General features: G+C 63.6%; 21 protein-coding genes. 6 read left to right on the top strand and 15 right to left on the bottom strand.

All coding sequences use genetic code 11. The features are described from left to right. The first annotated feature begins 23 nt into the window (after nucleotides 1-23). Nucleotides 24-533, top strand: coding sequence for a hypothetical protein (locus P9250_RS18505; protein ID WP_244826654.1), 510 nt, complete (start codon nucleotides 24-26; stop codon nucleotides 531-533). A 3-nt stretch (nucleotides 534-536) separates the two neighbouring features. Here P9250_RS18505 and P9250_RS18500 read toward each other — a convergent pair whose 3' ends face one another. Then, on the bottom strand, nucleotides 537-2,096 hold the full coding sequence (locus P9250_RS18500) for a DHA2 family efflux MFS transporter permease subunit (RefSeq protein ID WP_310394500.1): 1,560 nt from the start codon (nucleotides 2,094-2,096) through the stop codon (nucleotides 537-539). A gap of 96 nt (nucleotides 2,097-2,192) precedes the next feature. Further along, nucleotides 2,193-2,693: a MarR family transcriptional regulator gene (locus P9250_RS18495; protein ID WP_310394498.1), complete on the bottom strand. Its 501-nt coding sequence runs from the start codon at nucleotides 2,691-2,693 to the stop codon at nucleotides 2,193-2,195. Between the two features lie 199 nt (nucleotides 2,694-2,892). Here P9250_RS18495 and P9250_RS18490 point away from each other — a divergent pair, with 199 nt between their 5' ends. Beyond that, a complete protein-coding gene (locus P9250_RS18490) occupies nucleotides 2,893-3,174 on the top strand; it encodes a hypothetical protein (RefSeq protein WP_310394496.1) in 282 nt (93 codons plus the stop codon). A gap of 190 nt (nucleotides 3,175-3,364) precedes the next feature. After that, entirely contained in the window at nucleotides 3,365-5,053 is a 1,689-nt protein-coding gene (locus tag P9250_RS18485) for an efflux transporter outer membrane subunit (RefSeq protein ID WP_310394494.1), read from the top strand. 223 nt (nucleotides 5,054-5,276) lie between these two features. Here P9250_RS18485 and P9250_RS18480 read toward each other — a convergent pair whose 3' ends face one another. From P9250_RS18480 to gspD, 12 genes are all read right to left on the bottom strand, one after another. Further along, nucleotides 5,277-6,056, bottom strand: coding sequence for a type II secretion system protein N (locus P9250_RS18480; RefSeq protein WP_250492855.1), 780 nt, complete (start codon nucleotides 6,054-6,056; stop codon nucleotides 5,277-5,279). A gap of 1 nt (nucleotide 6,057) precedes the next feature. Next, nucleotides 6,058-6,561, bottom strand: coding sequence for a type II secretion system protein GspM (gene gspM, locus P9250_RS18475; RefSeq protein WP_244826648.1), 504 nt, complete (start codon nucleotides 6,559-6,561; stop codon nucleotides 6,058-6,060). Beyond that, on the bottom strand, nucleotides 6,558-7,871 hold the full coding sequence (gene gspL / locus P9250_RS18470; protein WP_250492854.1) for a type II secretion system protein GspL: 1,314 nt from the start codon (nucleotides 7,869-7,871) through the stop codon (nucleotides 6,558-6,560). Before gspL ends, gspM begins: the two co-directional genes overlap by 4 nt. 17 nt (nucleotides 7,872-7,888) lie before the next feature. After that, nucleotides 7,889-9,001, bottom strand: a complete 1,113-nt coding sequence (gspK, locus tag P9250_RS18465) for a type II secretion system minor pseudopilin GspK (protein WP_310394491.1) — start codon at nucleotides 8,999-9,001, stop codon at nucleotides 7,889-7,891. Further along, nucleotides 8,998-9,669 carry a type II secretion system protein J gene (locus tag P9250_RS18460; protein WP_250526422.1) on the bottom strand — a complete coding sequence of 224 codons (672 nt, stop codon included), beginning with the start codon at nucleotides 9,667-9,669 and terminating at the stop codon, nucleotides 8,998-9,000. The genes gspK and P9250_RS18460 overlap by 4 nt, the downstream gene beginning before the upstream one ends. Then, nucleotides 9,647-10,033, bottom strand: a complete 387-nt coding sequence (gene gspI, locus P9250_RS18455; protein WP_310394489.1) for a type II secretion system minor pseudopilin GspI — start codon at nucleotides 10,031-10,033, stop codon at nucleotides 9,647-9,649. Before gspI ends, P9250_RS18460 begins: the two co-directional genes overlap by 23 nt. After that, entirely contained in the window at nucleotides 10,033-10,515 is a 483-nt protein-coding gene (locus P9250_RS18450) for a GspH/FimT family pseudopilin (protein WP_244826643.1), read from the bottom strand. Before P9250_RS18450 ends, gspI begins: the two co-directional genes overlap by 1 nt. 13 nt (nucleotides 10,516-10,528) lie before the next feature. After that, nucleotides 10,529-10,987, bottom strand: a complete 459-nt coding sequence (gspG, locus tag P9250_RS18445) for a type II secretion system major pseudopilin GspG (RefSeq protein WP_244826642.1) — start codon at nucleotides 10,985-10,987, stop codon at nucleotides 10,529-10,531. Nucleotides 10,988-11,104: 117 nt separating this feature from the next. Next, entirely contained in the window at nucleotides 11,105-11,518 is a 414-nt protein-coding gene (locus tag P9250_RS18440; protein WP_244826641.1) for a type II secretion system protein N, read from the bottom strand. Further along, nucleotides 11,518-12,735 carry a type II secretion system inner membrane protein GspF gene (gene gspF / locus P9250_RS18435; protein WP_244826640.1) on the bottom strand — a complete coding sequence of 406 codons (1,218 nt, stop codon included), beginning with the start codon at nucleotides 12,733-12,735 and terminating at the stop codon, nucleotides 11,518-11,520. Before gspF ends, P9250_RS18440 begins: the two co-directional genes overlap by 1 nt. 5 nt (nucleotides 12,736-12,740) lie before the next feature. Then, a complete protein-coding gene (gspE, locus tag P9250_RS18430) occupies nucleotides 12,741-14,252 on the bottom strand; it encodes a type II secretion system ATPase GspE (protein ID WP_370652050.1) in 1,512 nt (503 codons plus the stop codon). Beyond that, nucleotides 14,249-16,672, bottom strand: coding sequence for a type II secretion system secretin GspD (gene gspD, locus P9250_RS18425; protein ID WP_310396790.1), 2,424 nt, complete (start codon nucleotides 16,670-16,672; stop codon nucleotides 14,249-14,251). Before gspD ends, gspE begins: the two co-directional genes overlap by 4 nt. 624 nt (nucleotides 16,673-17,296) lie before the next feature. Between gspD and P9250_RS18420 the strand changes: the two genes are divergently transcribed. Both P9250_RS18420 and P9250_RS18415 read left to right on the top strand, forming a co-directional pair. Further along, nucleotides 17,297-17,743, top strand: a complete 447-nt coding sequence (locus P9250_RS18420) for a lytic transglycosylase domain-containing protein (protein ID WP_244826639.1) — start codon at nucleotides 17,297-17,299, stop codon at nucleotides 17,741-17,743. Between the two features lie 181 nt (nucleotides 17,744-17,924). Continuing rightward, nucleotides 17,925-19,133 (top strand): GTP-binding protein, encoded by a 1,209-nt coding sequence (locus P9250_RS18415; protein ID WP_310394485.1) that lies wholly within the window; start codon nucleotides 17,925-17,927, stop codon nucleotides 19,131-19,133. 144 nt (nucleotides 19,134-19,277) lie between these two features. Here P9250_RS18415 and P9250_RS18410 read toward each other — a convergent pair whose 3' ends face one another. After that, nucleotides 19,278-19,556 carry an HU family DNA-binding protein gene (locus P9250_RS18410; RefSeq protein ID WP_008352404.1) on the bottom strand — a complete coding sequence of 93 codons (279 nt, stop codon included), beginning with the start codon at nucleotides 19,554-19,556 and terminating at the stop codon, nucleotides 19,278-19,280. 299 nt (nucleotides 19,557-19,855) lie between these two features. Here P9250_RS18410 and P9250_RS18405 point away from each other — a divergent pair, with 299 nt between their 5' ends. Next, the gene (locus tag P9250_RS18405; RefSeq protein WP_309962008.1) at nucleotides 19,856-20,881 is read left to right on the top strand and encodes a DedA family protein/thiosulfate sulfurtransferase GlpE; all 1,026 of its coding nucleotides are present in this window, start codon (nucleotides 19,856-19,858) and stop codon (nucleotides 20,879-20,881) included. Nucleotides 20,882-20,915: the final 34 nt, after the last annotated feature.

Genomic DNA, 20,915 nt, shown 5'->3' with positions numbered 1-20,915 from the left:
ACTTATCGACTAGCGGGGATGCAATGAGCACCAAATTACTGAAGGCCGCATCGGCGACGGCAGCGCTGGTTCTGCTCGCGAGCTGCACGAGCGAAGGCCAGGTCAGCAGTCAGACGATGGAGCAGGCCACCGCGCCGCTCACCTGCATGAGCAAGCTGGAATGCGACGCCTGGTGGGCGCGCGCGCAAGTCTGGGTGACGAATCATTCGGAGTACAAGCTTCAGGCGATCACGGATTCGATCATCCAGACGGCAGGACCGTCGAGCGGCAAGCGTGCGCTTGCTTACCAGATCACCAAGACGCCGAGCAACGAAGGCACGGCCACGATCGGTTTCGCCGCGCATTGCGACAGTCCGCTCGGCTGCCAGCCGGGTCCGTGGCAAGCGGGCGCGGACTTCAAGCAGTTCGTGCGCAATGGCGCGACGCGCCCCGTGAGCGCAACGCCGCAAGCCGTGCAGACGAATCCGCAGCCTGTACCGCTCAATCTCGACAGCCAGCCGGGCCAGTCGGGCGAACCGCTCACGCCGCAATAGGCGTCAGTGTCCCGTCGTCGCCGACGCGCCTTTCCTCGGGCGCGTCAGCCAGACCATCGCGGCGAGCACGAGAAACGCATAGAAGGAAATGCGGAAGAAGTCGTTGGTCGACATCATGTACGCCTGCGCCGACACCACGCGGTCCAGTTGCGCCGTCAGTGCCTGCCCTGAAAGCCCCAGTCCCGAGAGAAGGTCCGAATAAGCGGTCGTGCCTTGCGAATAGGCGCTCACCGACTCCGTGAGCACCGAATGATGGCGGATCATGTCGTTCTCCCAGAAGGTCGTGCTGACCGCCGTGCCTATCGCGCCCGACAAGGTCCGCAGAAAGTTCGACAGCCCCGCCGCGCCCGCGAGCCGTTCGTCGGAGACGCTCGATAGCGTGATGGTCGTCATCGGTACGAAGAAGCACGCGACGCCAATGCCCTGAATCAGACGAGGAAAGATGATGTGGCTAAAGGGCGTATCGAGCGTGAAGGTCGAGTTCCAGTACGACACGAACGCAAACACGATAAACGCGAAGCTCGCGACCACGCGCAGATTCATGCGATGCATGTTTTGCCCGATCATCGGCGAGAGCACGAGCGCGAGTATGCCGACCGGCGCGGTTGCAAGACCCGCGAGCCACGGCGTATAGCCAAGCACGGTTTGCAGCCACAGCGGCAATACCACGACCGAGCCGAAGAACGCGAGAAAGCCCAGCGAAGTGATCATCACGCCCATTGCGAAATTGCGGTCGCGGAACAGCAACAGGTCGATCACCGGTTCTTTTTCCGTCACCTCCCACGCGAACATGAACGCGAGCGATACCGCCGCGACGAGCGCCAGCGTGACGATGAACGTCGAGTTGAACCAGTCGCGGTCCTTGCCGAGATCGAGCATCATCTGCAGGCTCGCGACGCCGATCACGAGCAAACTGAGCCCGACGGCGTCGATGCGCTGTCGCGTCGTCTTGGTCTCATGTCCGCGCAGGAGAAAGTACGCAATCGCCGCCGAAAAGATGCCGATCGGCACATTGATATAGAAGATCCACGGCCACGTGTAGTTGTCGGTGATGTAGCCGCCCATCACGGGACCGAAAATTGGCGCGACGATGACGGTCATTGCCCACAAACCGAGCGCGAGTCCGCGTTTTTCCGGCGGATAGCTGCGCATGAGGATGGTTTGCGACAGCGGCACCATGGGGCCGGATACGAGGCCTTGCAGCAGCCGGAAACCGATGAGCGATTCGAAGTTATGCGCGAAGCCGCAAAGCGCCGACGCCACGGAAAACAGCAGCACGGAGATAGTGAACAGTTTCACTTCGCCGACGCGGCGCGCGAGCCAGCCGGTGAGCGGCACGGCGATCGCGGATGCAACCGAGTACGAGGAAATTACCCACGTGCCTTCGCTCGTCGCGACGCCCAGACTTCCTGAAATGGTCGGCACGGCGACATTGGCGATGGATGTGTCGAGCACTTCCATGAAGGTGCCGAGCGCCAAGCCCATTGTCAGCAAGGCGAGGATGCCGCCCGTGAGCGGACGCGGCGCGGGCGTGGCGGGTTCGGCAGTCGCGGTCGTCGACATATCTGTTCTCTTATGCGTTCGAAAGTCCGTGCCGCGGCATTCTCTGCCCAGACAGCGAAATACGCGGCTTTTGGCGGCTACGTTGCCGCTGCTTCGTCACTCCTCGGCGTCTTCCACGCATCCGACGCAACCTGCGCGGCCAGCACCAGGCGAATTGCCGATGATGCGCGCTAGCATCGACGTCAGAAGATCGAGTTCGGCGCGGCTGAAGCCTTCCAACTGCTCGTTCAGCACCGCAGCGCCAAGCGCGGGCAGTTGCGCGGCGGCGGCGCGGCCACGGTCCGTCAGATTCAGTTCGACGATGCGCCGGTCCGCGTCGCTACGCGTGCGGCCGATGAAACCCTTCTTCTCCAGCCGATCCAGCATGCGCGTCATGGAACCGCTGTCGTAAGACATCTCGCGCGACAGTTCCAGCGGCGTGCGCGCTCGACCCGCTGCCAGGAAAAGCAGCACGCCGATTTGTTGCGACGTCAGATCGAGCGGCCGCAGCGCTTCGTCAGTTCGCGCGATCAACACGTTGCGAGCCTTCGCAAGGTAGTAGCCGAGGCTGGTGTCGAGTTGAATCGTGGCCGGATCGTAAAGCGGTTCGCTGGTCATTCGACGGTCCGTGGGACGACGCGCAAAGCTATGCAACGTCCCGGAAAAGCAACATTCCGAAAAAAGCAATCGGTAGTATCTTGAAAACTACTTGCATAGTCAATATTATTTAAGGCACCGAGTTACGCGCGACATGCGCCACCCGAGACCATGTTCTGATCGCCCGATGCGTCGTTCGCGACGCCCCAAGGACCCTTCGATGACCCGCTTTGCCCGCACCGCCGGCCGACGTTTCGGCCAAGTCAGCAGCTCGATCGCCAACGCATCCCGTCAGTTCGTCCCGCCGAATCTGAACTCGTGGAAATTCGCGTTGTATCTGATCGTGTTCCTGATGCCGGGCGGTTCGTTCATCGTGCTGGCCATGGGATGGTTCGAGAATCGGCAGCGGCGCAAGACTAAAAAGCCCGCGCGTGCATCCAACCGCACCTTGCTTCCCGCGCCGTGCGCTTGCTCCAGTAGCGGCGGAGCAGGCGGCGCCTGAAGCGCGTAACGCGTCGTAACCGATTTCCGCTGCCGCGTAACACCCACCTTACGCCGAAGCCGTTACCCTAACGTCTGCCTGACGCTCGCGCGCAAGTCCCACGACCTGCTTCGCGAGCGTTCCATTACCATCTCGGCAGTCGCATTCGTCGTATCGGACGAAGCGCCGCCGACAGGAATTTCGAAAGCAGATGCCGTCTCGCCTCGCTGTTTCATCCTCGCTGCGCCTTTCCGCCACTGCGCTTGCGGCCACGCTGGCGTTGTCCTTCGCCGGTTGCGCGGTCGGCCCCGACTATCAGCGCCCGTCCACGGCAATGCCCGCGTCCTATAAGGAAGCGCCCGAAGGCTGGAAAGTCGCGCAGCCCGCCGATCAAACCGATCGCGGAACGTGGTGGACCATTTACGACGACGCAACGCTCAACGACCTCGAAGCGCGGCTGAATCAGTCGAACCAGACGGTTGCGCAATATGCGGCGGCTTATCGGCAGGCGCGGGCGCTCGTCGGCGAGGCGCGCGCGGCATATTTCCCGACCATCGGTGCGTCGGCTTCGGGGTCGCGCTCTGGGCAAGGTGCCGGCACGCGTTCCACGAGCACCTCTACGTTCGGCAACAGTTCCAGCACCGTCGGCAACAGCTTCAGCGCATCGCTCGATGCCACTTGGGAGCCTGATCTCTGGGGCAGCGTGAGCCGCACGGTATCGGCGCAGAAGGCCGGCCAGCAGGGCGCGGCAGCCGATCTCGCGAACGCGCGTCTGTCCGCGCAAGGCACCCTCGCGCAGACCTACTTCCAGTTGCGCTCGCTCGACGCGCAACAACGGCTTCTGGACGATACCGTCGCCGCTTATCAGCAGTCGCTCAAGCTCACGCAGAATCAGTATGGGCAAGGAATCGTCGCGCGCTCGGACGTGATTCAGGCGCAGACGCAGTTGCAGTCGGCGCAGGCATCGGCAATCGATAACGGCGTCGCGCGCGCGCAGTACGAGCATGCCATCGCCGTGCTTATCGGCGAGGCGGCTTCGACCTTCTCGCTGACGCAGATGCCGCTCGATGCCACGCCGCCGACCGTGCCCGCGCAGATGCCATCCGCGATTCTCGAACGGCGGCCGGATATCGCATCGGCCGAACGGAAGGCTGCGGCGGCGAACGAACAGATCGGCGTGGAAATTGCGGCGTACTTTCCCACGCTCACGCTCTCCGCGCAGGGCGGCTTCGAAAGCTCGGTGTTGTCGCAATTGCTGCGCGCGCCGTCGCGTTTCTGGACGCTCGGCCCGGACATCGCCGCAACCATTTTCGATGGCGGTTTGCGCGCCGCCCGCACGGACGCCGCGCGTGCCGCTTACGACCAGAATGTCGCGACGTATCGGCAGACGGTGCTGACGGCGTTTCAGGATGTCGAAGACAATCTCGCTTCGCTGCGCATTCTCGAGAAGGAAGTCGTCGTGCAGCAGCAGGCGGTGGAGTCGGCGCAGCAGGCGCTCGCGATCATCAACAATCAGTACAAGGCGGGGACGGTCGCGTTCATCAACGTGCTGACCGCGCAAACCACGGCGTTCACGGCGCAGCAGAAGCTGGCGAATATCGCGGGACAGCGGATGGTCTCGTCGGTGGGATTGGTGAAGGCGCTAGGCGGCGGGTGGGATGTCGCGCAGATGGATCTGGAAACGGGGGCGGCGCAGCCGCCAGCTTCGGCTTCGGCTTCGGCTTCGGCTTCGGCTTCGGCTTCGGCTTCGGCTTCGGCTTCGGCTTCGGCTTCGGCTTCGGCTTCGGCTTCGGCTTCGGCTTCGGCTTCGGCTTCGGCTTCGGCTTCGGCTTCGGCTTCGGCTTCCGATATCGTCAGTCAGACGCTATCGGCTAGCGACAAGCGCGCGTCAGCCGACTAAAACGCCCGTGCAAGCTCGAACGCATGCGTGTTGCCTGGTGCGCCGCGTTGCGGGCAAGCAAGCACAAGCCAGCTGAGCAAAAAATCTCGCGAGCGCAAGCGGTGCGCTCAGTGCGCCTTCGTTGTTCAACGTGCGCGCACGAACCGCTCAATCCGAAGCGCCGTTGGAAAGACAACTTGCACAACCGCACCGGCACTAACGACATCCGAAAGCCAGCACCGCCTCACCGCACCAAGGTCAGCGCCACCGTATCCTGATCCGTATGCCGGCCTAGCAGATTCAACAGTCCCGCCAGATTCTCGCGCTGCTCGGGCGCCGCCGTCGCGGTGCCGTTGAACGCCGTCGATCCCTGCGACACCGTGCCGTTTCCCTTCAGCAGGAGCGGGCCACGCGTAGTCGTGAGATCGATTTCCGCCGATTCACCCTGCGCCTGCAACGCCACCCGATACGACCCGAGCGGCTTCACCCGCGATACTCTCGACGACATGTCGTCCAGCGTGACGACCACCTGACCATACGCATTCCTGCCAAGCACGCGGAACTCGGTCCATGTGAGCCGCACCGAACCATCGAAGTTCAGCGTGTTGAACGGCGCGCCGAGTCCGGAAAGCAACGTGGCCGGCACGGCGATCCCGCCAGCCGAAAGAAACGCGCCGCGCGGCGTGGCATCGACGATCACGGCGTCGGGCATCGCTTCGCTCTGGCGCATGCTCATGTGAACGCGGCCCGTGAAAAGCGGCCAAAACGCCGTCGTCCACTCGATACGCCCCGGCAGCAGCGTCGCGCCGGAAACGTCGCCACCCGTCGCGAGCATGAGCGTGGCTGAACCGCGCCAGAGCGAACCCGCCGGATCGACGAGATTCACGCGGCCGCCCGTTACGCGCGCGAATTGCGGCGTGATCCAGGCGGCGGGCAGCATTACGAGCAGCGTGCCGGCGACCGACAAGATCATCACAAAAAAAGCCGGCAGCGCGTACCGGATTCGGCGAGTCCAATAGCTCATGTCACTTCACGCTCGCCGGTTGCAGCGATGCCGTCAGATCCACCTGGCCATCCGGCTGAAGCGCCGTGACATGCGCCTCCGACACTTGCACCTTGAACTGCTTGCGGGCGTCGTCGAGCCACAGCGTCCAGTTCGGAAACGACGTGTTCTTCAACTGAATCTGCACCGCCGCGCCGATCACCTGCACCTGCGTCGCCTGCATGCCGCTGTCCGCCAGCGACTTGGTGAGCGCATCGCGCAAGGCGCCGCCCGTCGGCGTCACGCTATCCGAATTGCCCGCGAGCGAGCGCGCCTCGTTGGCTTGCGCGGTCATCGTCGCGAGCTGGCGTTGCATGGCGGGCAGCGTGTCGCGCAAGCGGCCGCGTCCTTCGAAGGCAGGCGCCCACAGCACCAGATACACGAGCGCGAGGCCGAGAACCAGTCCGCCCCAAAACAGCAGCGCCTTTTCGCGTGCCGTGCGCGCCTCCCAAAACTCCCCGAGCGAACGTCCGAGTTCCGCTTTCATTGACCGCTCCTGATCGTCCACTTACCCGTGTTGCTGTCGATTGCACCGTTCAGCCCGTTGGCCGAAAGACGCCGGGAAAGATCGCCATCGACCTTCGTCTCCGGTTTGAACGTCACTTCGAGATGCCGATCGCGATAATCCAGCCCCGCGATGCCGTTCACTGGCACCGGCCCGAGCGAACGCGCGAGGCCATCGGCGAGTGTCAGAAAATCCGATGGCGACAGCTCGCCCGACGCCACGCGCAGACGATCGAGATTGCGCGTCATCTGATCGGGCGCGTCGAGCACGACGGTGGTTTTCGGGAAGGCGTTGAGCAGCAACTCCGTCATCTGCGCGCTGATCGCGTCGCGCTGACGCGCAAGCTGAATCCACTGCACGTTGATCCCGATGATCGATACGACGATCGACGCCACCACGAGCGCGATCGGCACGCGCAGACGGCGCATCGTCGTGCGGTCGAGCCGCCACGGCTGCGCGGCGAACTCGAACTGGCACAGATCGAAGCGGCTCGCGAGCGCATTGCGTGCGAGCGACTCGAACGCGAGCGGCTCTGCGCCGACGATGCTCGCCGCCGCCCGCGACGATGCGAGACGCGGCTCGTCGCCCGGAAGATCGAGAAGCGAATACACGGTGACCGGCTGATCGCCCGCGAGAGCGTCGAGCGTTGCGGCTATGGAGTCGGACGGCAAGGCGAGTCCCTCGCCGAGCGCCGCGTGTTCGCCGCGCGCAATCGCCACTTCCATGCGCGGCGTGACAAGCGCGGCCGGCGCGGCCACTTCGCCGATCAGCGCGGGCGCGGTCGAAACCACATGCCCGAGCAGTCCGGCGACGAACGGCGGCGCGGCAAGTGCTTCATCGGCTTCGCGGGACGGAATCGGCAGGCAACGCATGGCGGGCACCGCCTTCACATTGCGATGCCCCGCGCCAGAGAATGCCTCGCGCACGAAGCGGAACCAGCCGCGATCGATGACCGCGAGCACGCGCCGGCCATCGGCGAGCGCGACGGGATCGACGGCGATATGGCAAGTCTGCGCGTCCTGGATCACCTGATCCTCGATCACGTTCGGCAGCGCCTGACGCAAGCGCGGCCCCTTCAGCGGCGGCACTTGCGCGGCGAGCAGCAGCGTGTCGCGCGCGGCGACGATCAGCACGGTCGCGTTCGCACGCGGCAGCAAGCCGAGCGATGCGCGGCCAGCGCGCTGAGTTTCGCCGCGCTTGTCGAGCAGCACGAACGGCAGGTCGGGCAGATGCCACTCTTCCGAGCGCACCGCCGGATCGCGCGGCGGTAGTAGAACGATCAGTGTGCTCAAAGGCCACTTCCTCTCATTTAAAGCGCGTCGCGCGTATAGACGATGCGCGTCGTATGCGTGGTCGGATCGCGGTACACGAGCGTCGAGCGCTCCAGCTGCGCGCGCTCATGTTCGACGCGCCCACGGATCACGAAATAGCGTGTGGTGACATCGAGCTCGCTGGGATCGATCGATGTCGCGGTCTTCACGCCCGCGCCGGTGAGCGCGAGCTGCACGTTGCCGGTATCGTGAAAGAACACCGTCTCGCGGCGCGCGACGAACGCCTGCGCCTGCGAGAGATTCATTCCCGGCACCACGGCCGCGACCACTTCGGCGGGCGCGGTGTTCATGTTCACGGCGGTCGTCGTCGGCAGAACGGTGACGAACGGCCTGAGCTTCGCGACGGCTTCCGGCGAGAAACCCTGCACGTCGAGCAGCGAGTCCACGCTGATCATCTGCAAGGGCGCGACGGGCGCGTCGGTATCCGCGTCCTTCAGGCCGGGATCGTCGGTGAAATTGCCGCCGCCCGTACCGCCGCCCTGCGCAATCGCCGCGATGGTCGCTTCCGGCGTGGTCGTGCTCGTCGTGGTGCTGTTGCCCGTTTGCGTCTGAAAACGCGTCGCGGACCGCGCGAGACCCGCGCGTATCTGCAGCGCCACCGTTTTCGCGAGCGACCCGTTGATGCCGAGAAGCGTAAGCAGCCGCTGGAACGCCTGAATCTGTTCGACGTTGATGGTCAGTACGCCCGGCGTTGGCGTCGACACGAGGTTGCGCAGATTGAACTTCGCCTGCGCGTCTTCAATCGATCCGGACAGAAACGTCTGCGCGCCTTCCTGCGAACGCACTTCACCGATCTGCCCGAGAAAGTCCGACAGCTTCGTCTTCGCGATGGGCACACCCCACACGCCGCCGAGATACGTGACGGTCGGTGAAGTATCGGCTTCCGAGCGCAAAATGAGGCGCGTCCAGTCGAGCGCGCTACGCGAAATCCACTGCGCCTGCGCGAGCAGCCGCTGATTTTCGATACGACGCACCTGCACCTGCTGACGCCACAACATGCCCGACACCAGAATGGCCGACAGCGCGACCACCAGCAACGCGCTGATGATCGCGACTCCGCGTTCTTTCTGGCTTCTGGCGCGCATCGTCATTCTCCGACCATGAATACACGCGTGATCGGCACGGCGAGATTGCGCGCGCCGACCGCCACCTGAATTCCCGAAACCGCGCGCGGCAGCGGCGCGTTGCCGAGCTGCGGCACCTTCAGGTTGTTGTCGTTCTCGTTGATCTGCGAGAACACGTCGTTCATCCTCGTGGTCCAGCCTTTCTGCGGAATATAGAGGCGCGAGGCGAGCGAAGCCACGCCGCCCATCAACTGCACCGCGTTCCAGCCGTCCGCCGTATCGCTCGATGACAACGCGCGCCGCACTTCGCCCACATTTGCGAGCGGCGGCGACGCGAAGCGCACGATGCGTCCGTCCGACAAACGGTAACGCACCACCTGCAAGCGTGGCGGCGCACCGACCGCGAACATGCCGCGCACGATCTGCAGCGAGCCGTTGTCGATCGAGACCGCGGGTTGACCCGCTTCGTCGTCGGTGGCGGCCTGACGCGCGTCGATACGCATCTGGTCGAACAACTGCGCGACCACGCGCTCGTCTTCCATCGAATTGGTGATGGTCGCACGGGCGCGGATGATGGAGTCGAGCCCGCGCCACGACAGCACCGCGATCACCGCCAGAATGGCGATGGCGATCAGCATTTCCAGCAGCGTAAAGCCGCGCTGCCTCGCGGCGTCAGAGGGAGCGGTTCGTTTCATTCGCCACCACCGTGACCATTTGCGCGAGATAGCCCGAACGGCCCGGCGTCGTGACGAACATCTCGACGCGCCGGAAAATCGGGTTGGGCGTCGCGGTGACGCGCTGCGTGCAGACCAGCTTCAGGTTGCCCTGCGAACATTCGAAGGTGCGCGAGCCGATCTCCGGGAACGTGTGCGCCAGCCGAATCTGCGCGAGTTCGTTGTCCGCGCTCCAGCCGGCAAGCAGACGCCGATGCAAATCCGCCTCGCCGTTGGCAATCGCGCCGACCGCCCTCAGCGACGCGGCAAGCGCCACCGCGATGATCGCCAGCGCAACCAGCACTTCGATCATCGTGAAGCCGCGTTCCTTCCGCCGGGTGTGCATCACCGCACCTGAAAGCGGCCATTGCCGCTGCCGACGATGGTCGCGCGCCCTGCCGGCGAAACGAGCGTGACTTCCATGGGCGTGTCGATGGCCTCGGTGCCGAAGACGAGGCGGCTCGCCGACTTGTCGGAATCGAGAAACTGGATCGTCGCGCTCGTCACGCCGCCTTCCCACGGACGCGGCCGCAGCAGATCGTCGCGCAGCGGACGCCAGCCGTCCTCGGTGCGGATATCGAAGCGAAAACCGCCGTCGTAAGGCTGCCACGCGATGGGCCGCGCGCGCACTTGCGCTTCGTCGCCCGCGGATTCGAACAGGAGCGCGAGACGCTGCGCTTCCTCGTTGAGGTCGGTGCGCGGATTGCGCGTGAGCTGCAACGAAGCCAGCGACACGAGCAGACCCGCGATCACCAGCACGACGAGCATTTCCAGCAGCGTGAAGCCTGCTTCACGGCCTCTATGCATATCGCGCCTGCCCACGATCATTCCTTCGATGAGATTACTGCCACGAACCGACGTCGGCGTCGTTGCCGTCGCCGCCCGCCTTGTTGTCCGCGCCGTAGCTGAACACGTCGATTTCGCCGTGCACGCCCGGATTCAGATATTGATACTGCGCGCCCCACGGGTCGGCCGGCAGACGTTCCAGATAGCCGCCGTCCTTCCAGTTGTTCGGCGCCGGTTCCGTGGTCGGCTTCTCGATCAGCGCGCGCAAACCCTGCTCTTGCGTCGGATAACGGCCGTTGTCCAGGCGATACAGCTTCATCGCCTGCATGATGGTGCCGATGTCCTGTTTCGCGGCGACGCGGCGCGCCTCGTCCGGACGACTCATGATCTTCGGCACGATGAGCGCGGCGAGAATACCGAGAATGGCGATCACCACCATGATTTCGATCAGCGTGAAACCGCCCTGACGGCGCGCCTTTGCAACGTTCATGCGGCGTTGTGTCCACAATTGCATGACTACTACCTCTTGATATGAATCCGGGGCTTGCGCCCGCTGTTATTGAAAATTCCCGCCGAGCATTCTAGCGAGCGCGTTCGCATGAACACGCGAACGAACCCGCCGCGCGGCGCTTTAGCGCACGTAGATCGTCGGTCCCGGCGGCATCTGCGGCAGGAAGATCTCCGACTTCGAGCCGTTACGATCGATGATGATCGAACGCGCGCGCACTTCCGAAAGCTTCACGCCTTGCGTGAGCGGACCGCCGAGCGAGATCGCGCGGGCCGGCTCGCCGCCATAACTGACGATAGCCGCCGCGCCGTGCTGCAGGGCCAGGATGCCGAACAGATGCACATCCTGATTCGCTTGCCGTTCCAGTTGTCCGCCGAAAATAGTCGCGGCCTGTTCCACCGACGGCGTGCGCGTGGCGGCGGCAGCGGGCAAGGGCGCGGTCTGCCGCGAAGTCAGCGTGACGACCCAGTACGTCACGGTCACGCAAAAGAGCGCGAGGGCGGCGAGCGATATCAGGCGAATTTGCAGGCTGTTCATTACTGCACCAGATTGTTCAGTTCGATGATCGGCAGCATCACCGCGAGCACGATCACCAGCACGACGCCGCCCATCGCCAGAATGAGCAGCGGTTCGAGCAGACTCGTCAGGAACATCGTGCGACGTTCGAGTTCGCGCGCTTCGCCTTCGGAGGCGCGGTCGAGCATGGTGGTGACGTCGCCGGTGGCTTCGCCGGAGCGGATCAGATGCACCAGCACGGGCGGAAACGTCTTCGTGTTGCCGAGCGCGCGCGACAGCGACGAACCTTCGCGCACGCGCACGATGGCGTCGTCGACGTTATTGCTCATTGCCCGGTTGCTCAGGGTTTCGCCCGCGGCCTGCAGCGCGCGCAGGATCGGCACGCCGGCGGCCGTCAGAATGGCGAGCGTGCTGGCAAAGCGCACGGTGTTATAGCCGCGCACCAATTTGCCGATGAGCGGCGCGGTGAGCAGCCAGCGGTCGAACGCCATGCGCGGCCCGGGCCGCGCGAGAATGCTCTTGACGATCCACGCGAAAAGCGCGACGCCGATCAGCATGGCCCACCAGTAATTTCGCACGAACGCGGAGAGCGCCATCATCATCACGGTGAGAACGGGCAGCGCCTGCTTGGTGCTGGCGAACACGTTCACGACCTGCGGCACGACATAACTCAAAAGAAACGTGACGATGCCAAGCGCGATGATCGTCACGATACCCGGATACGTAAACGCCAGAATGATCTTCTGTTTCAGCGCATTGCGTTGCTCGATGTAGTCCGCGAGACGGGAGAGCACGAGACCCAGCTTGCCGGTATGCTCGCCCGCCGCGACGAGCGCGCGATAGATCTCGGGGAAGTCTTTCGGATGCTGCGCCAGCGCATTGGCGAACGAATGCCCGCCGAGCACTTCGGCGCGGATCGCGGCCATGAGTTCGCGGATGTAATCGCGCTCGGACTGCTCGGTCAGAACCGCGAGCGTTTCGCCGAGCGGCAAACCCGCGATCAAGAGGCTCGCGAGCTGACGCGTGAGAATGGCCTGCTCGCGCTGCGACAGACGCCGCCCGAGCGAAAGGCGTTGCTGCCGTTCGCCGCGCGTCCGCGTACCCGCCGCCTCGACGATAAGCGGCGTCAGACCTTGCGTGCGCAACTGGCTGCGCGCGGCGCGGGCGCTGTCGGCATCGAGCACGCCCTTTTGCGTCTTGCCCGCGTGGTCGATCGCTTCGAAACGGAAAGCCGGCATACGCGTTAATCTCCGCCCGTCACGCGCAGCACTTCTTCGAGCGACGTCACGCCGGTCGCGAGCCAGCGGTTGCCGTCCTCGCGCAGCGTGCGCATGCCTTGCTTGCGGCCCGCCGCGAGAATTTCGGCATCGGCGGCGTTGCGGTGGATCAGCGGACGGATTTCATCGTCCATCAGCAGAAGTTCGTAGACGCCGCGGCGTCCTGCGTAACCCGACTGGCCGCAGCGGTCGCAGCCCACCGGATGCCAATGCGTCACGCCGTCTTCCTCGACGCGCTCTTCCTTGCACACCGGACACAGTTGCCGCACGAGCCGCTGCGCCAGCACGCCGAGCAGCGACGATGCGAGCAGATACGGCTCCACGCCCATATCGGTGAGACGCGTGACGGCCGAAGCGGCGTCGTTCGTGTGCAAGGTCGCAAGCACCAGGTGACCCGTGAGCGACGCCTGCACCGCGATCTGCGCCGTCTCCAGGTCGCGAATTTCCCCGATCATGATGATGTCCGGGTCCTGCCGCAAAATGGAACGCAGCGCGCGCGCGAAGGTCATGCCGATGCGCTCGTTCACCTGCGTCTGGCCAATACCCGACAAGTCGTATTCGATCGGATCTTCCACCGTCATGATGTTGGTGGTGGTGGTCTCAAGCCGCGACATGGCCGCATAAAGCGTCGTGGTCTTGCCCGAGCCCGTCGGCCCGGTGACGAGCACGATGCCGTGCGGACGGCCGATCAGCTTGTCGAAGTTGACGAGCGTGTCGCGCGCCATGCCGAGCTTTTCGAGGTTCAGGCGTTGCGCGTCTTTTTCGAGCAGACGCAGCACCGCGCGTTCGCCGTGTCCGGTCGGCAGCGTCGACACGCGCACATCGACCGGACGCCCACCGACGCGCAAGGTAATACGCCCGTCCTGCGGCAGACGTTTCTCGGCGATATCGAGCTGCGCCATGATCTTGATCCGCGAGATCAGCGCGCCGTGCAGCGCTTTCTTCGGGCGCACGACGTCGCGCAACGTACCGTCCACGCGAAAACGCACGACCGACGCGTTCTCGAACGGCTCTATATGTATGTCCGACGCCTGTTCGCGCGCCGCCTGCGTCAGAAGCGCGTTGATCATGCGGATGATCGGCGCGTCGTCTTCCGATTCCAGCAGGTCCTCGACTTCCGGAATGTCCTGCATCAGGCGCGAGAGATCGACTTCGCCCTCCACTTCGCCGACAACCTGCGCCGCGCTGCCGTCGTTGCGCGCATAGGCGGAATTGATGGCGGCGGCCAGTTCATCGGCGGATTTGCGCTGGATGGACAGCGCGCCGAAATTGCGCGCGACCTCCGCGAGCGCGGCGTCGGACGTGCGCTCGCTGATCCAAACCTCGATGTTGTCCGCATGCTGATGCGCGAGCAGTATCTGCCCGGTTCGCGCGAAGCTGTAAGGCACGAGCCTGGCCGCGAGCGGCGACGCTGCGGCCGGCGCTTCAGCGTTGTGGGCGAGATTCGTGCGATCGGCTTCGGCGTTCAGCGTATTCACGGCCGTGCTCCTGACGAACTGTTCGAATTGCTCGAACTGTTATCCAGCGGCGTGGTGCTCGGCTGATTGTTGGGCACCGCGTAATTGGTTGGCGCATTGCCGTACGGCGGCTGCTGCGGCTGCGGCAACTCCGAACGCTGCGGTGCTTGCTGATACGGCTGCGGCGCGGGACCCGCGTTCGGGTCCTGGGGCAGCGTCGTGCTCGGCGTACCGCGCGTCAGGTTGCTCCAGTCCAGCAGATTCTGGGCCGGGGCGCCACCGCCTTCGCTCGGTCCAAGCGGCTTCGGCGGCATGACCGGTACGTTCTGATCGCGAATCAGGCGGTTGTCCGTGGTCGAGCCGTATTGTTGCTGGCGCATGTAGTCGTAGCGCGTGTTGGCGATCTGCGAAGCCGTCGCCTGATCGCGCACGATCACTGGGCGCAGGAACACCATCAGGTTGGTCTTCGTGCGCGTCTTGCTTTCGCTGCGGAACAGGCTGCCGATGAACGGGATGTCGCCCAGAAGCGGAATCTTGCTGTTGTTATTGTTGTACTGATCCTGCATCAAGCCGCCCAGCACGACGATTTCGCCATCGTCCGCGAGAATGGTCGACTGCACGGAGCGCGTGTTGATGGTCACGCCGCCCGGATCGGTCTTGGTCGTGGCATCGACGCTCGAATCTTCCTGATAGATCTGCATCTTGAGCACGCCGCCGTCGGTGATCTGCGGCTTGACGTGCAAGGTCACGCCGACGTCGCGGCGGTCGAACGTGTTGAACGCCGTCACCGACGTCGCGGCGTTGGCGGTCGGCGTGGCGTAGGAGCCCGTCACCACCGGCACGTTCTGGCCGACGACGATTTTCGCTTCCTCGTTGTCGAGCGTGATCAGGTTTGGCGTGGAGAGGATGTTGGCGTCGGCGGACGTGGACAACGCCTGCAAGAGACCGCCGAGACCGAACAGATTGCCGAAGCGGTGCAGCAAGCCAATGTTCAGGCCGTTCGCCAAAAGACCCGTCGAAGCGGTGATCGCCGACGTGTTTTGCGCGACGGCTGCGCCCTGCACGGTCAAATCGAAGATGTTGGTATTGCCCGAGCCGAAGCTCGTGCTGCCGTACACCGCGTTGTTGCCGCCGTTCGAAAGCAGCAGACCCTGCCATTGAATGCCGAGATTGGCCCCGGTGGTGGCCGAGAGCTCGACGATCAGCGCTTCGATATAGACCTGCGCGCGGCGCGCGTCGAGCTGGTCGATCACGGCGCGCAGGTTCCGATAGACCGGGTCCGCCGCCGTGATGATGAGCGAATTCGTCGCCGAATCCGCCTGGATCATGCCGCCGCCCGAGTCGTTGCCGTTGTCGCTGTCCTTGTTCGACGAGAAACCGCTGTCGCGATTGCCGCCCGAACCCGACATCGGGTTACTGCCGCTGCCCGAACTGCTGTTGCCGCCAAAACCGCCTGGCAACGGCGGCACGCCCGACGTGCCGGTGGAGTTCGACGAATTGCCGAGCCCGCCGCTCTGGCCGAACGAATTCGACGAGTTCGAGTTCGAATTGCTCGACGAGTTGTCGTTGCTGCTGCCGTTGCCCTTGCCCATCATGCCGCGCAGGGTTTTGGCAAGACGCGTGGCGTCGGCGTTGCGCAACGCCACGACGTGCATGTTGCCCGGCTGCGAAGTCGGCGAGTCCAGCTTCTTCGCTAACGTTTTCGCGGCTTCGAGCCGCGCGCTGCTGGAAGCGCGGAACATGAGCGAGTTGGTGCGCGGGTCGGCGGTGACGACGACCTTGAGCGTGGCGTCCGTGCTGCCGATCGTGCCGGGGTCGAGCAGCTTGTTCATCTGGTCGGCCACGTCGATCGCGTTCGCGTTCTTCAGCTGGACCAAGTCCACCTCGCGCCCGGCGGCGGTATCGATACCCGCGATGATTCCGGCGATCCGCCGCACGTTGTCGGCGTAGTCGGTGACCACGAGCGTGTTGTTGCCGGGATAGGCCGCGATGGTGTTGTTCGGCGAGATCAGCGGGCGCAACACCGGCAAAATGTTATTGGCCGATTCATTGCGTAACTGGAACACCTGCGTGATGACCTGATCGCCTCGCGCGGCAGGCGAGTTGCCGACATAGGTCGGCACGCCCTGCAGCTTGGCGTCGGCCTCGGGCACGACTTTCAATACACCGTGATCCTGCACCAGCGCAAAACCCTGCATGCGCAGTGAGGCTTGCAATGTCTTCAGCGCCTGATCCTCGGGTACCGGATTTTCCGAGACGAGGTTCAACTGCCCCTTCACCCGGGGATCGACGATGATTGTCTTGCCAGTGGCGGCGCCGATCGCCTTTGCGACCTGGTCGATATCGGCGTTGACGAAATTCAATGTCACTTGCGCGTGCGCGGCTTGCGCGACGATAAGTCCCGCCGCCAGCAGTGCCGTCGCGATGCGACGCAGTGCGATAGGTTGTCTTCTCATGAATGTGTTGTCTAAGCGAACTTCTCGGGTAAAGCCCGCTAAGGCAGCACCGCTCGTCAAGCAGAGGCGCCGCCGATCGTTTCCGGGCTAGCTTGCCCGGGCGACGATCATTTCAAAAAATTGTGACGATAGCAGCAACGCGTAACGAAATTATTCAAAAAATCGTTCAAGACCAGAATTTTCCCTAGCCGCCTTCGCTTACTGAATTCCGCCGCTCTCAAGCTTTCAACGAACTTGCCGATAAACCGTCTGTGAAGCCTTCACAGGCTGGCCCATGCGCGCGGGAGACGAATTGTAACCCGACTCGAAGTCTTATTATTCAGACGTTTAAGAGCGCCTTCCGCCGCGCGGCTGGCGGAAAACGGCTGACCTATGGCGCGCCCTCGCCGGGGTGTATGTCTGGTGGCTAACTTATGGCGTCAAACTTCAGCGGGTATGATACGGGCGGTTCCGCATTCCGGGCGGCGACATCGGGGGTGGGTTTTCCCGATGCCATACGGCTGCGAGCGTGCTTTGACTGGCGCCGACGCGGATGAATGACGTTAGGCGCCCGGTCGCCGAACTGGCGGCGTGACGCTTTTCCGCGTGGGCGGATGGAGTAGAAAGAAGATGAAGAGATTCCTGCGATTACTTGCGATGGCCAGCGGCGTGATGCTCGCGGCTGCTTCCGCACACGCCGACTGCTTCGACGAGGCGGCGAAGTATCAAAAGGTCAATCCGCTCATCTTGCGCGCCATCGCCTGGCAGGAATCGCACAACAAACCCGACGCCATCAACAAGAACGCCAACGGCTCGACCGACTACGGTCTGATGCAGATCAACTCGATTCATCTCAACACGCTGGCTCAATACGGTATCTCCAGCGGCACGCTGATGGAACCCTGCAAGGCCGTGTACGTGGCCGCATGGCATCTGCGCCAGAAGATGAACAAGTATGGCAATTCGTGGCAGGCCGTCGGTGCTTACCATTCCGAAACACCCGCATTGCGCGACAAGTATTCCTCGCAGATCATCGATATCCTGCGTCGCTGGAAGTTGCTTCAGGCTTCCAAGTAAGTTCGGCCCGGCGCTCAGGCGCTTGCGTCCTTGCGCCTTTCATCTGCATTTGATGCAAAATCCCTTCTCCGACAGCGCGCGCCGTTGACCATTGTCCGGCGTGTCGCTTCGCCTGTGCGCGGGCTTGCCGTTTGCCGCGTGTCCGCCTGCCTCTCAAATGCCGCTCGCCGGTCATCATGCAATGAACTCAACGCCACTCCCAGTCACCGTGATTTCCGGATTCACCGGCGCGGGAAAGTCCGCGCTCGTCAATGCCATGCTCGCCAACGATGAAGGCGTGCGCGTTGGCGCCGTTAGCGTCGCTCACGAAGCGGACCCGGTCGAAGCAATCGAGCGAGACATCGCAGCGCTTGCCGAACAGCAGCGATTCGATGCGATCGTCGTCGAGCTGCCGCCGTTCGTGAACCCGCTCGATATCGCGGAGCAACTTGCTTTCGGCGACGACGAGCAAGCGACGCTCGGCGGTCAGGCCGTGCTCGATACCTTCGTCACCGTGATCGATGCGGCGAGCTTCCTGCGCGATTACGCATCGACGGATTCGCTCGCGCGACGCGGCCTTGCATCGCACGATGACGCGCACGACGAAGGCAGGACGGTGGTCGAGTCGCTCATCGAGCAGATCGAATTCTGCGATGTCATCGTGATCAACAAGATCGACCTCGTCGACGAAGAGGCGCTCGAAACGCTCGCGAGCATTCTTCATGCGCTCAATCCGCGCGCGCTTCAGGTGCAGACGCAGTCAGGCAAGGCGCCCATAGCCGACGTGCTCGATACGAACCGCTTCGATTTCGACAACACGGCAAGCGCGCCTGGCTGGCTCGCGATTCTCAACGACGAGCATCCGTCGAACGGCGAGCCGGATGCGTCGGGTGTCGGGCATCTCGTCTATTGCGCGCGCCGGCCTTTTCATCCGCAAAGACTGTGGGAACTGCTGCATCGCGAATGGACGGACGTGTTGCGCGCCAAGGGATTCTTCTGGCTCGCCACGAGAAGCGAAGTGGGCGGGGCGTTGTCGCAAGCGGGCGGGACGCTGCGGCATGGTCCGGCGGGCGTGTGGTGGGCGGCGCAGGATCGCAGCGAATGGCCAACGGACGATCCCGAGCTCGAAGCGGATATCGTCGCGGAATGGTTCGGTGACCCGGATGACAACAGCGTTGGCGATCGCAGGCAAGAGCTGGTGCTGATCGGCCTCGATCTCGACGTGGCGGCATGGGACGCCAACTTCGATGCATGCCTGCTCACCGACGAGGAATGGCTGCTCGGCTCGGACGGCTGGCGGCATCTGAACGATCCGTTTCCTGCATGGGATATCGACGATCACGAGCATGAACACGGCGATCACGATCACGAGCACGGTCCGGATTGCGGCTGCGACGGCCACACGCACTAAGCCAAACCGCACGAGTCGAGCGCGCGAAAAAAAACCCGCCGAAGGCGGGTTTATGTGTTGCTGCGGTCTGTCTGCGCGCACGCGGATTAACCTGATTCCGAGGCGCCGCGCTAAGAGCGCGTAGCGCCACAATCGGCAAGAAACTTACCGCTTGTTCACTGCGTCCTTGAATGCCTTGCCAGCCGTGAACTTCACCGTCTTTGCGGCCGGAATCTTGATGGACTCGCCCGTCTTCGGATTACGGCCGGTGCGCGCTGCGCGCTTGCCCGAACCGAAGCTGCCGAAGCCGATCAACTGCACTGCGTCACCTTTCGAGACAGCCTTCTTGATCACTTCGAGCAGGGTGTCCAGCGTTTCGCCGGTTTGAGCTTTGCTTGCGCCGGTCTGAGCGGCTACGGCGTCGATCAATTCCTGTTTGTTCATTAAGGTTCCTTTATCAGTTTAGGTTGACACGAACAGCGCGAACGCGCCGATTATACGTGCGCGGGCCGTGCAGTCGAGTAGGGACGGCCTTCCGGCGCGCCTTTGCGACGAACTGGCGTTCTTTCGCGCCACTTCTACGGCCATGCTTCGCTTCATTGCCCTCGCGCCGCCTCTATACGCGGCGCTTGGTATGATAGCGCAGCGCAAACCCAATCAGGACAAGGGTTTCAAAGATTTACCCTTATATTTTCCGGGCTTGCGGGCGGTTTTTTTGAGCATAGAACTCCGGGGTGCGGTCCATGCTACGCGAGCTGATCATCGAATACGGGCTGCCGTTGGTTTTTGCCAACGTTCTGCTGGAATGCCTCGGTTTGCCGCTGCCAGCCTTGCCCACATTGGTTCTGACGGGCGCCATCGCAGTCACCGCGAGCCTCGGAAGAAGCGGTCTCACGGCCATGTTTCCCGCCTCCGCATTCGCGCCGCTCGTCGCTATCGTGGTGGTCGCAAGCACCGCCGCGTTGCTCGGCGACACACTCTGGTTCTGGCTCGGACGCCGTTATGGCAGCCGCGTGCTGGGCGTTCTGTGCAAGCTTTCCATCTCGCGCGACACGTGCGTGAACCGCAGTCTCGACTTCTTCGGCCGCTTCGGCGTGCGTATTCTCGCGGTATCCAAGTTCATCCCCGGCCTTTCCACGCTGGCCATTCCCGTGGCGGGCGCGACCGGTGTCGGCTTCGGCACCTTTCTGTTTTATGACGCACTCGGCGCGATTCTTTGGTCGGGACTCGGCGTGACGTTCGGCGCGATGTTCGCCGATCTCGTCGATAAGGCGCTCGCCCTGCTCGACTGGCTCGGTCGCGGCGTCCTGGCATTCGCGGTCGTCGTGCTCGCGCTATATCTCGGCGCGCGCTGGTGGCGGCGCGTCACGTTGTTGCGACGCCTGCGCATGGCGCGCATCGAGGTTGCGGAGTTGCGCGCGTTGCTTGCGAGTGAACCACGGCCGCTCGTCATCGATGTTCGTCGCGGCGAGCGTCGCGCGATGGACCCGTATGCCATTCCGGGCGCGCTGCTGCTCGATCACGGCGGCATCGCGGCGCAGCTTGCGGGCATCGAGCGCGATCTCAAGATCGTGACCTACTGCGATTGTCCGAACGAAGTATCCGCGGCGTTGGCGGCAAAAGACCTGATCGCGCATGGTTTCGACGATGTCGCGCCGCTCTTCGGCGGTCTCGAAGCATGGCGCGCCGCCGGTCACGCGGTCGAACCGATTGCGCTCGAAGGCACGATGCCCAACGCCTTGCATGCGGCCAAAGCGCCGTCTGTCTAGTACATGCTCGATGTCTTGCCGTCTTCGTCCGGTA

The sequence above is a fragment of the Caballeronia sp. LP006 genome (genome assembly GCF_031450995.1).
Classification (GTDB): Bacteria; Pseudomonadota; Gammaproteobacteria; order Burkholderiales; family Burkholderiaceae; genus Caballeronia.
Note: the sequence above shows the minus strand (reverse complement) of the source record. Positions and strands in the feature narration are given on the sequence as shown.

Coding starts and splice junctions, on each gene's coding strand:
- P9250_RS18505 (WP_244826654.1), top strand. CDS start 24: ATGAGCACCAAATTACTGAAGGCCGCATCGGCGACGGCAGCGCTGGTT.
- P9250_RS18500 (WP_310394500.1), bottom strand. CDS start 2,096: ATGTCGACGACCGCGACTGCCGAACCCGCCACGCCCGCGCCGCGTCCG.
- P9250_RS18495 (WP_310394498.1), bottom strand. CDS start 2,693: ATGACCAGCGAACCGCTTTACGATCCGGCCACGATTCAACTCGACACC.
- P9250_RS18490 (WP_310394496.1), top strand. CDS start 2,893: ATGACCCGCTTTGCCCGCACCGCCGGCCGACGTTTCGGCCAAGTCAGC.
- P9250_RS18485 (WP_310394494.1), top strand. CDS start 3,365: ATGCCGTCTCGCCTCGCTGTTTCATCCTCGCTGCGCCTTTCCGCCACT.
- P9250_RS18480 (WP_250492855.1), bottom strand. CDS start 6,056: ATGAGCTATTGGACTCGCCGAATCCGGTACGCGCTGCCGGCTTTTTTT.
- gspM (WP_244826648.1), bottom strand. CDS start 6,561: ATGAAAGCGGAACTCGGACGTTCGCTCGGGGAGTTTTGGGAGGCGCGC.
- gspK (WP_310394491.1), bottom strand. CDS start 9,001: ATGACGATGCGCGCCAGAAGCCAGAAAGAACGCGGAGTCGCGATCATC.
- P9250_RS18460 (WP_250526422.1), bottom strand. CDS start 9,669: ATGAAACGAACCGCTCCCTCTGACGCCGCGAGGCAGCGCGGCTTTACG.
- gspI (WP_310394489.1), bottom strand. CDS start 10,033: ATGCACACCCGGCGGAAGGAACGCGGCTTCACGATGATCGAAGTGCTG.
- P9250_RS18450 (WP_244826643.1), bottom strand. CDS start 10,515: ATGATCGTGGGCAGGCGCGATATGCATAGAGGCCGTGAAGCAGGCTTC.
- gspG (WP_244826642.1), bottom strand. CDS start 10,987: ATGCAATTGTGGACACAACGCCGCATGAACGTTGCAAAGGCGCGCCGT.
- P9250_RS18440 (WP_244826641.1), bottom strand. CDS start 11,518: ATGAACAGCCTGCAAATTCGCCTGATATCGCTCGCCGCCCTCGCGCTC.
- gspF (WP_244826640.1), bottom strand. CDS start 12,735: ATGCCGGCTTTCCGTTTCGAAGCGATCGACCACGCGGGCAAGACGCAA.
- P9250_RS18420 (WP_244826639.1), top strand. CDS start 17,297: ATGAAGAGATTCCTGCGATTACTTGCGATGGCCAGCGGCGTGATGCTC.
- P9250_RS18415 (WP_310394485.1), top strand. CDS start 17,925: ATGAACTCAACGCCACTCCCAGTCACCGTGATTTCCGGATTCACCGGC.
- P9250_RS18410 (WP_008352404.1), bottom strand. CDS start 19,556: ATGAACAAACAGGAATTGATCGACGCCGTAGCCGCTCAGACCGGCGCA.
- P9250_RS18405 (WP_309962008.1), top strand. CDS start 19,856: ATGCTACGCGAGCTGATCATCGAATACGGGCTGCCGTTGGTTTTTGCC.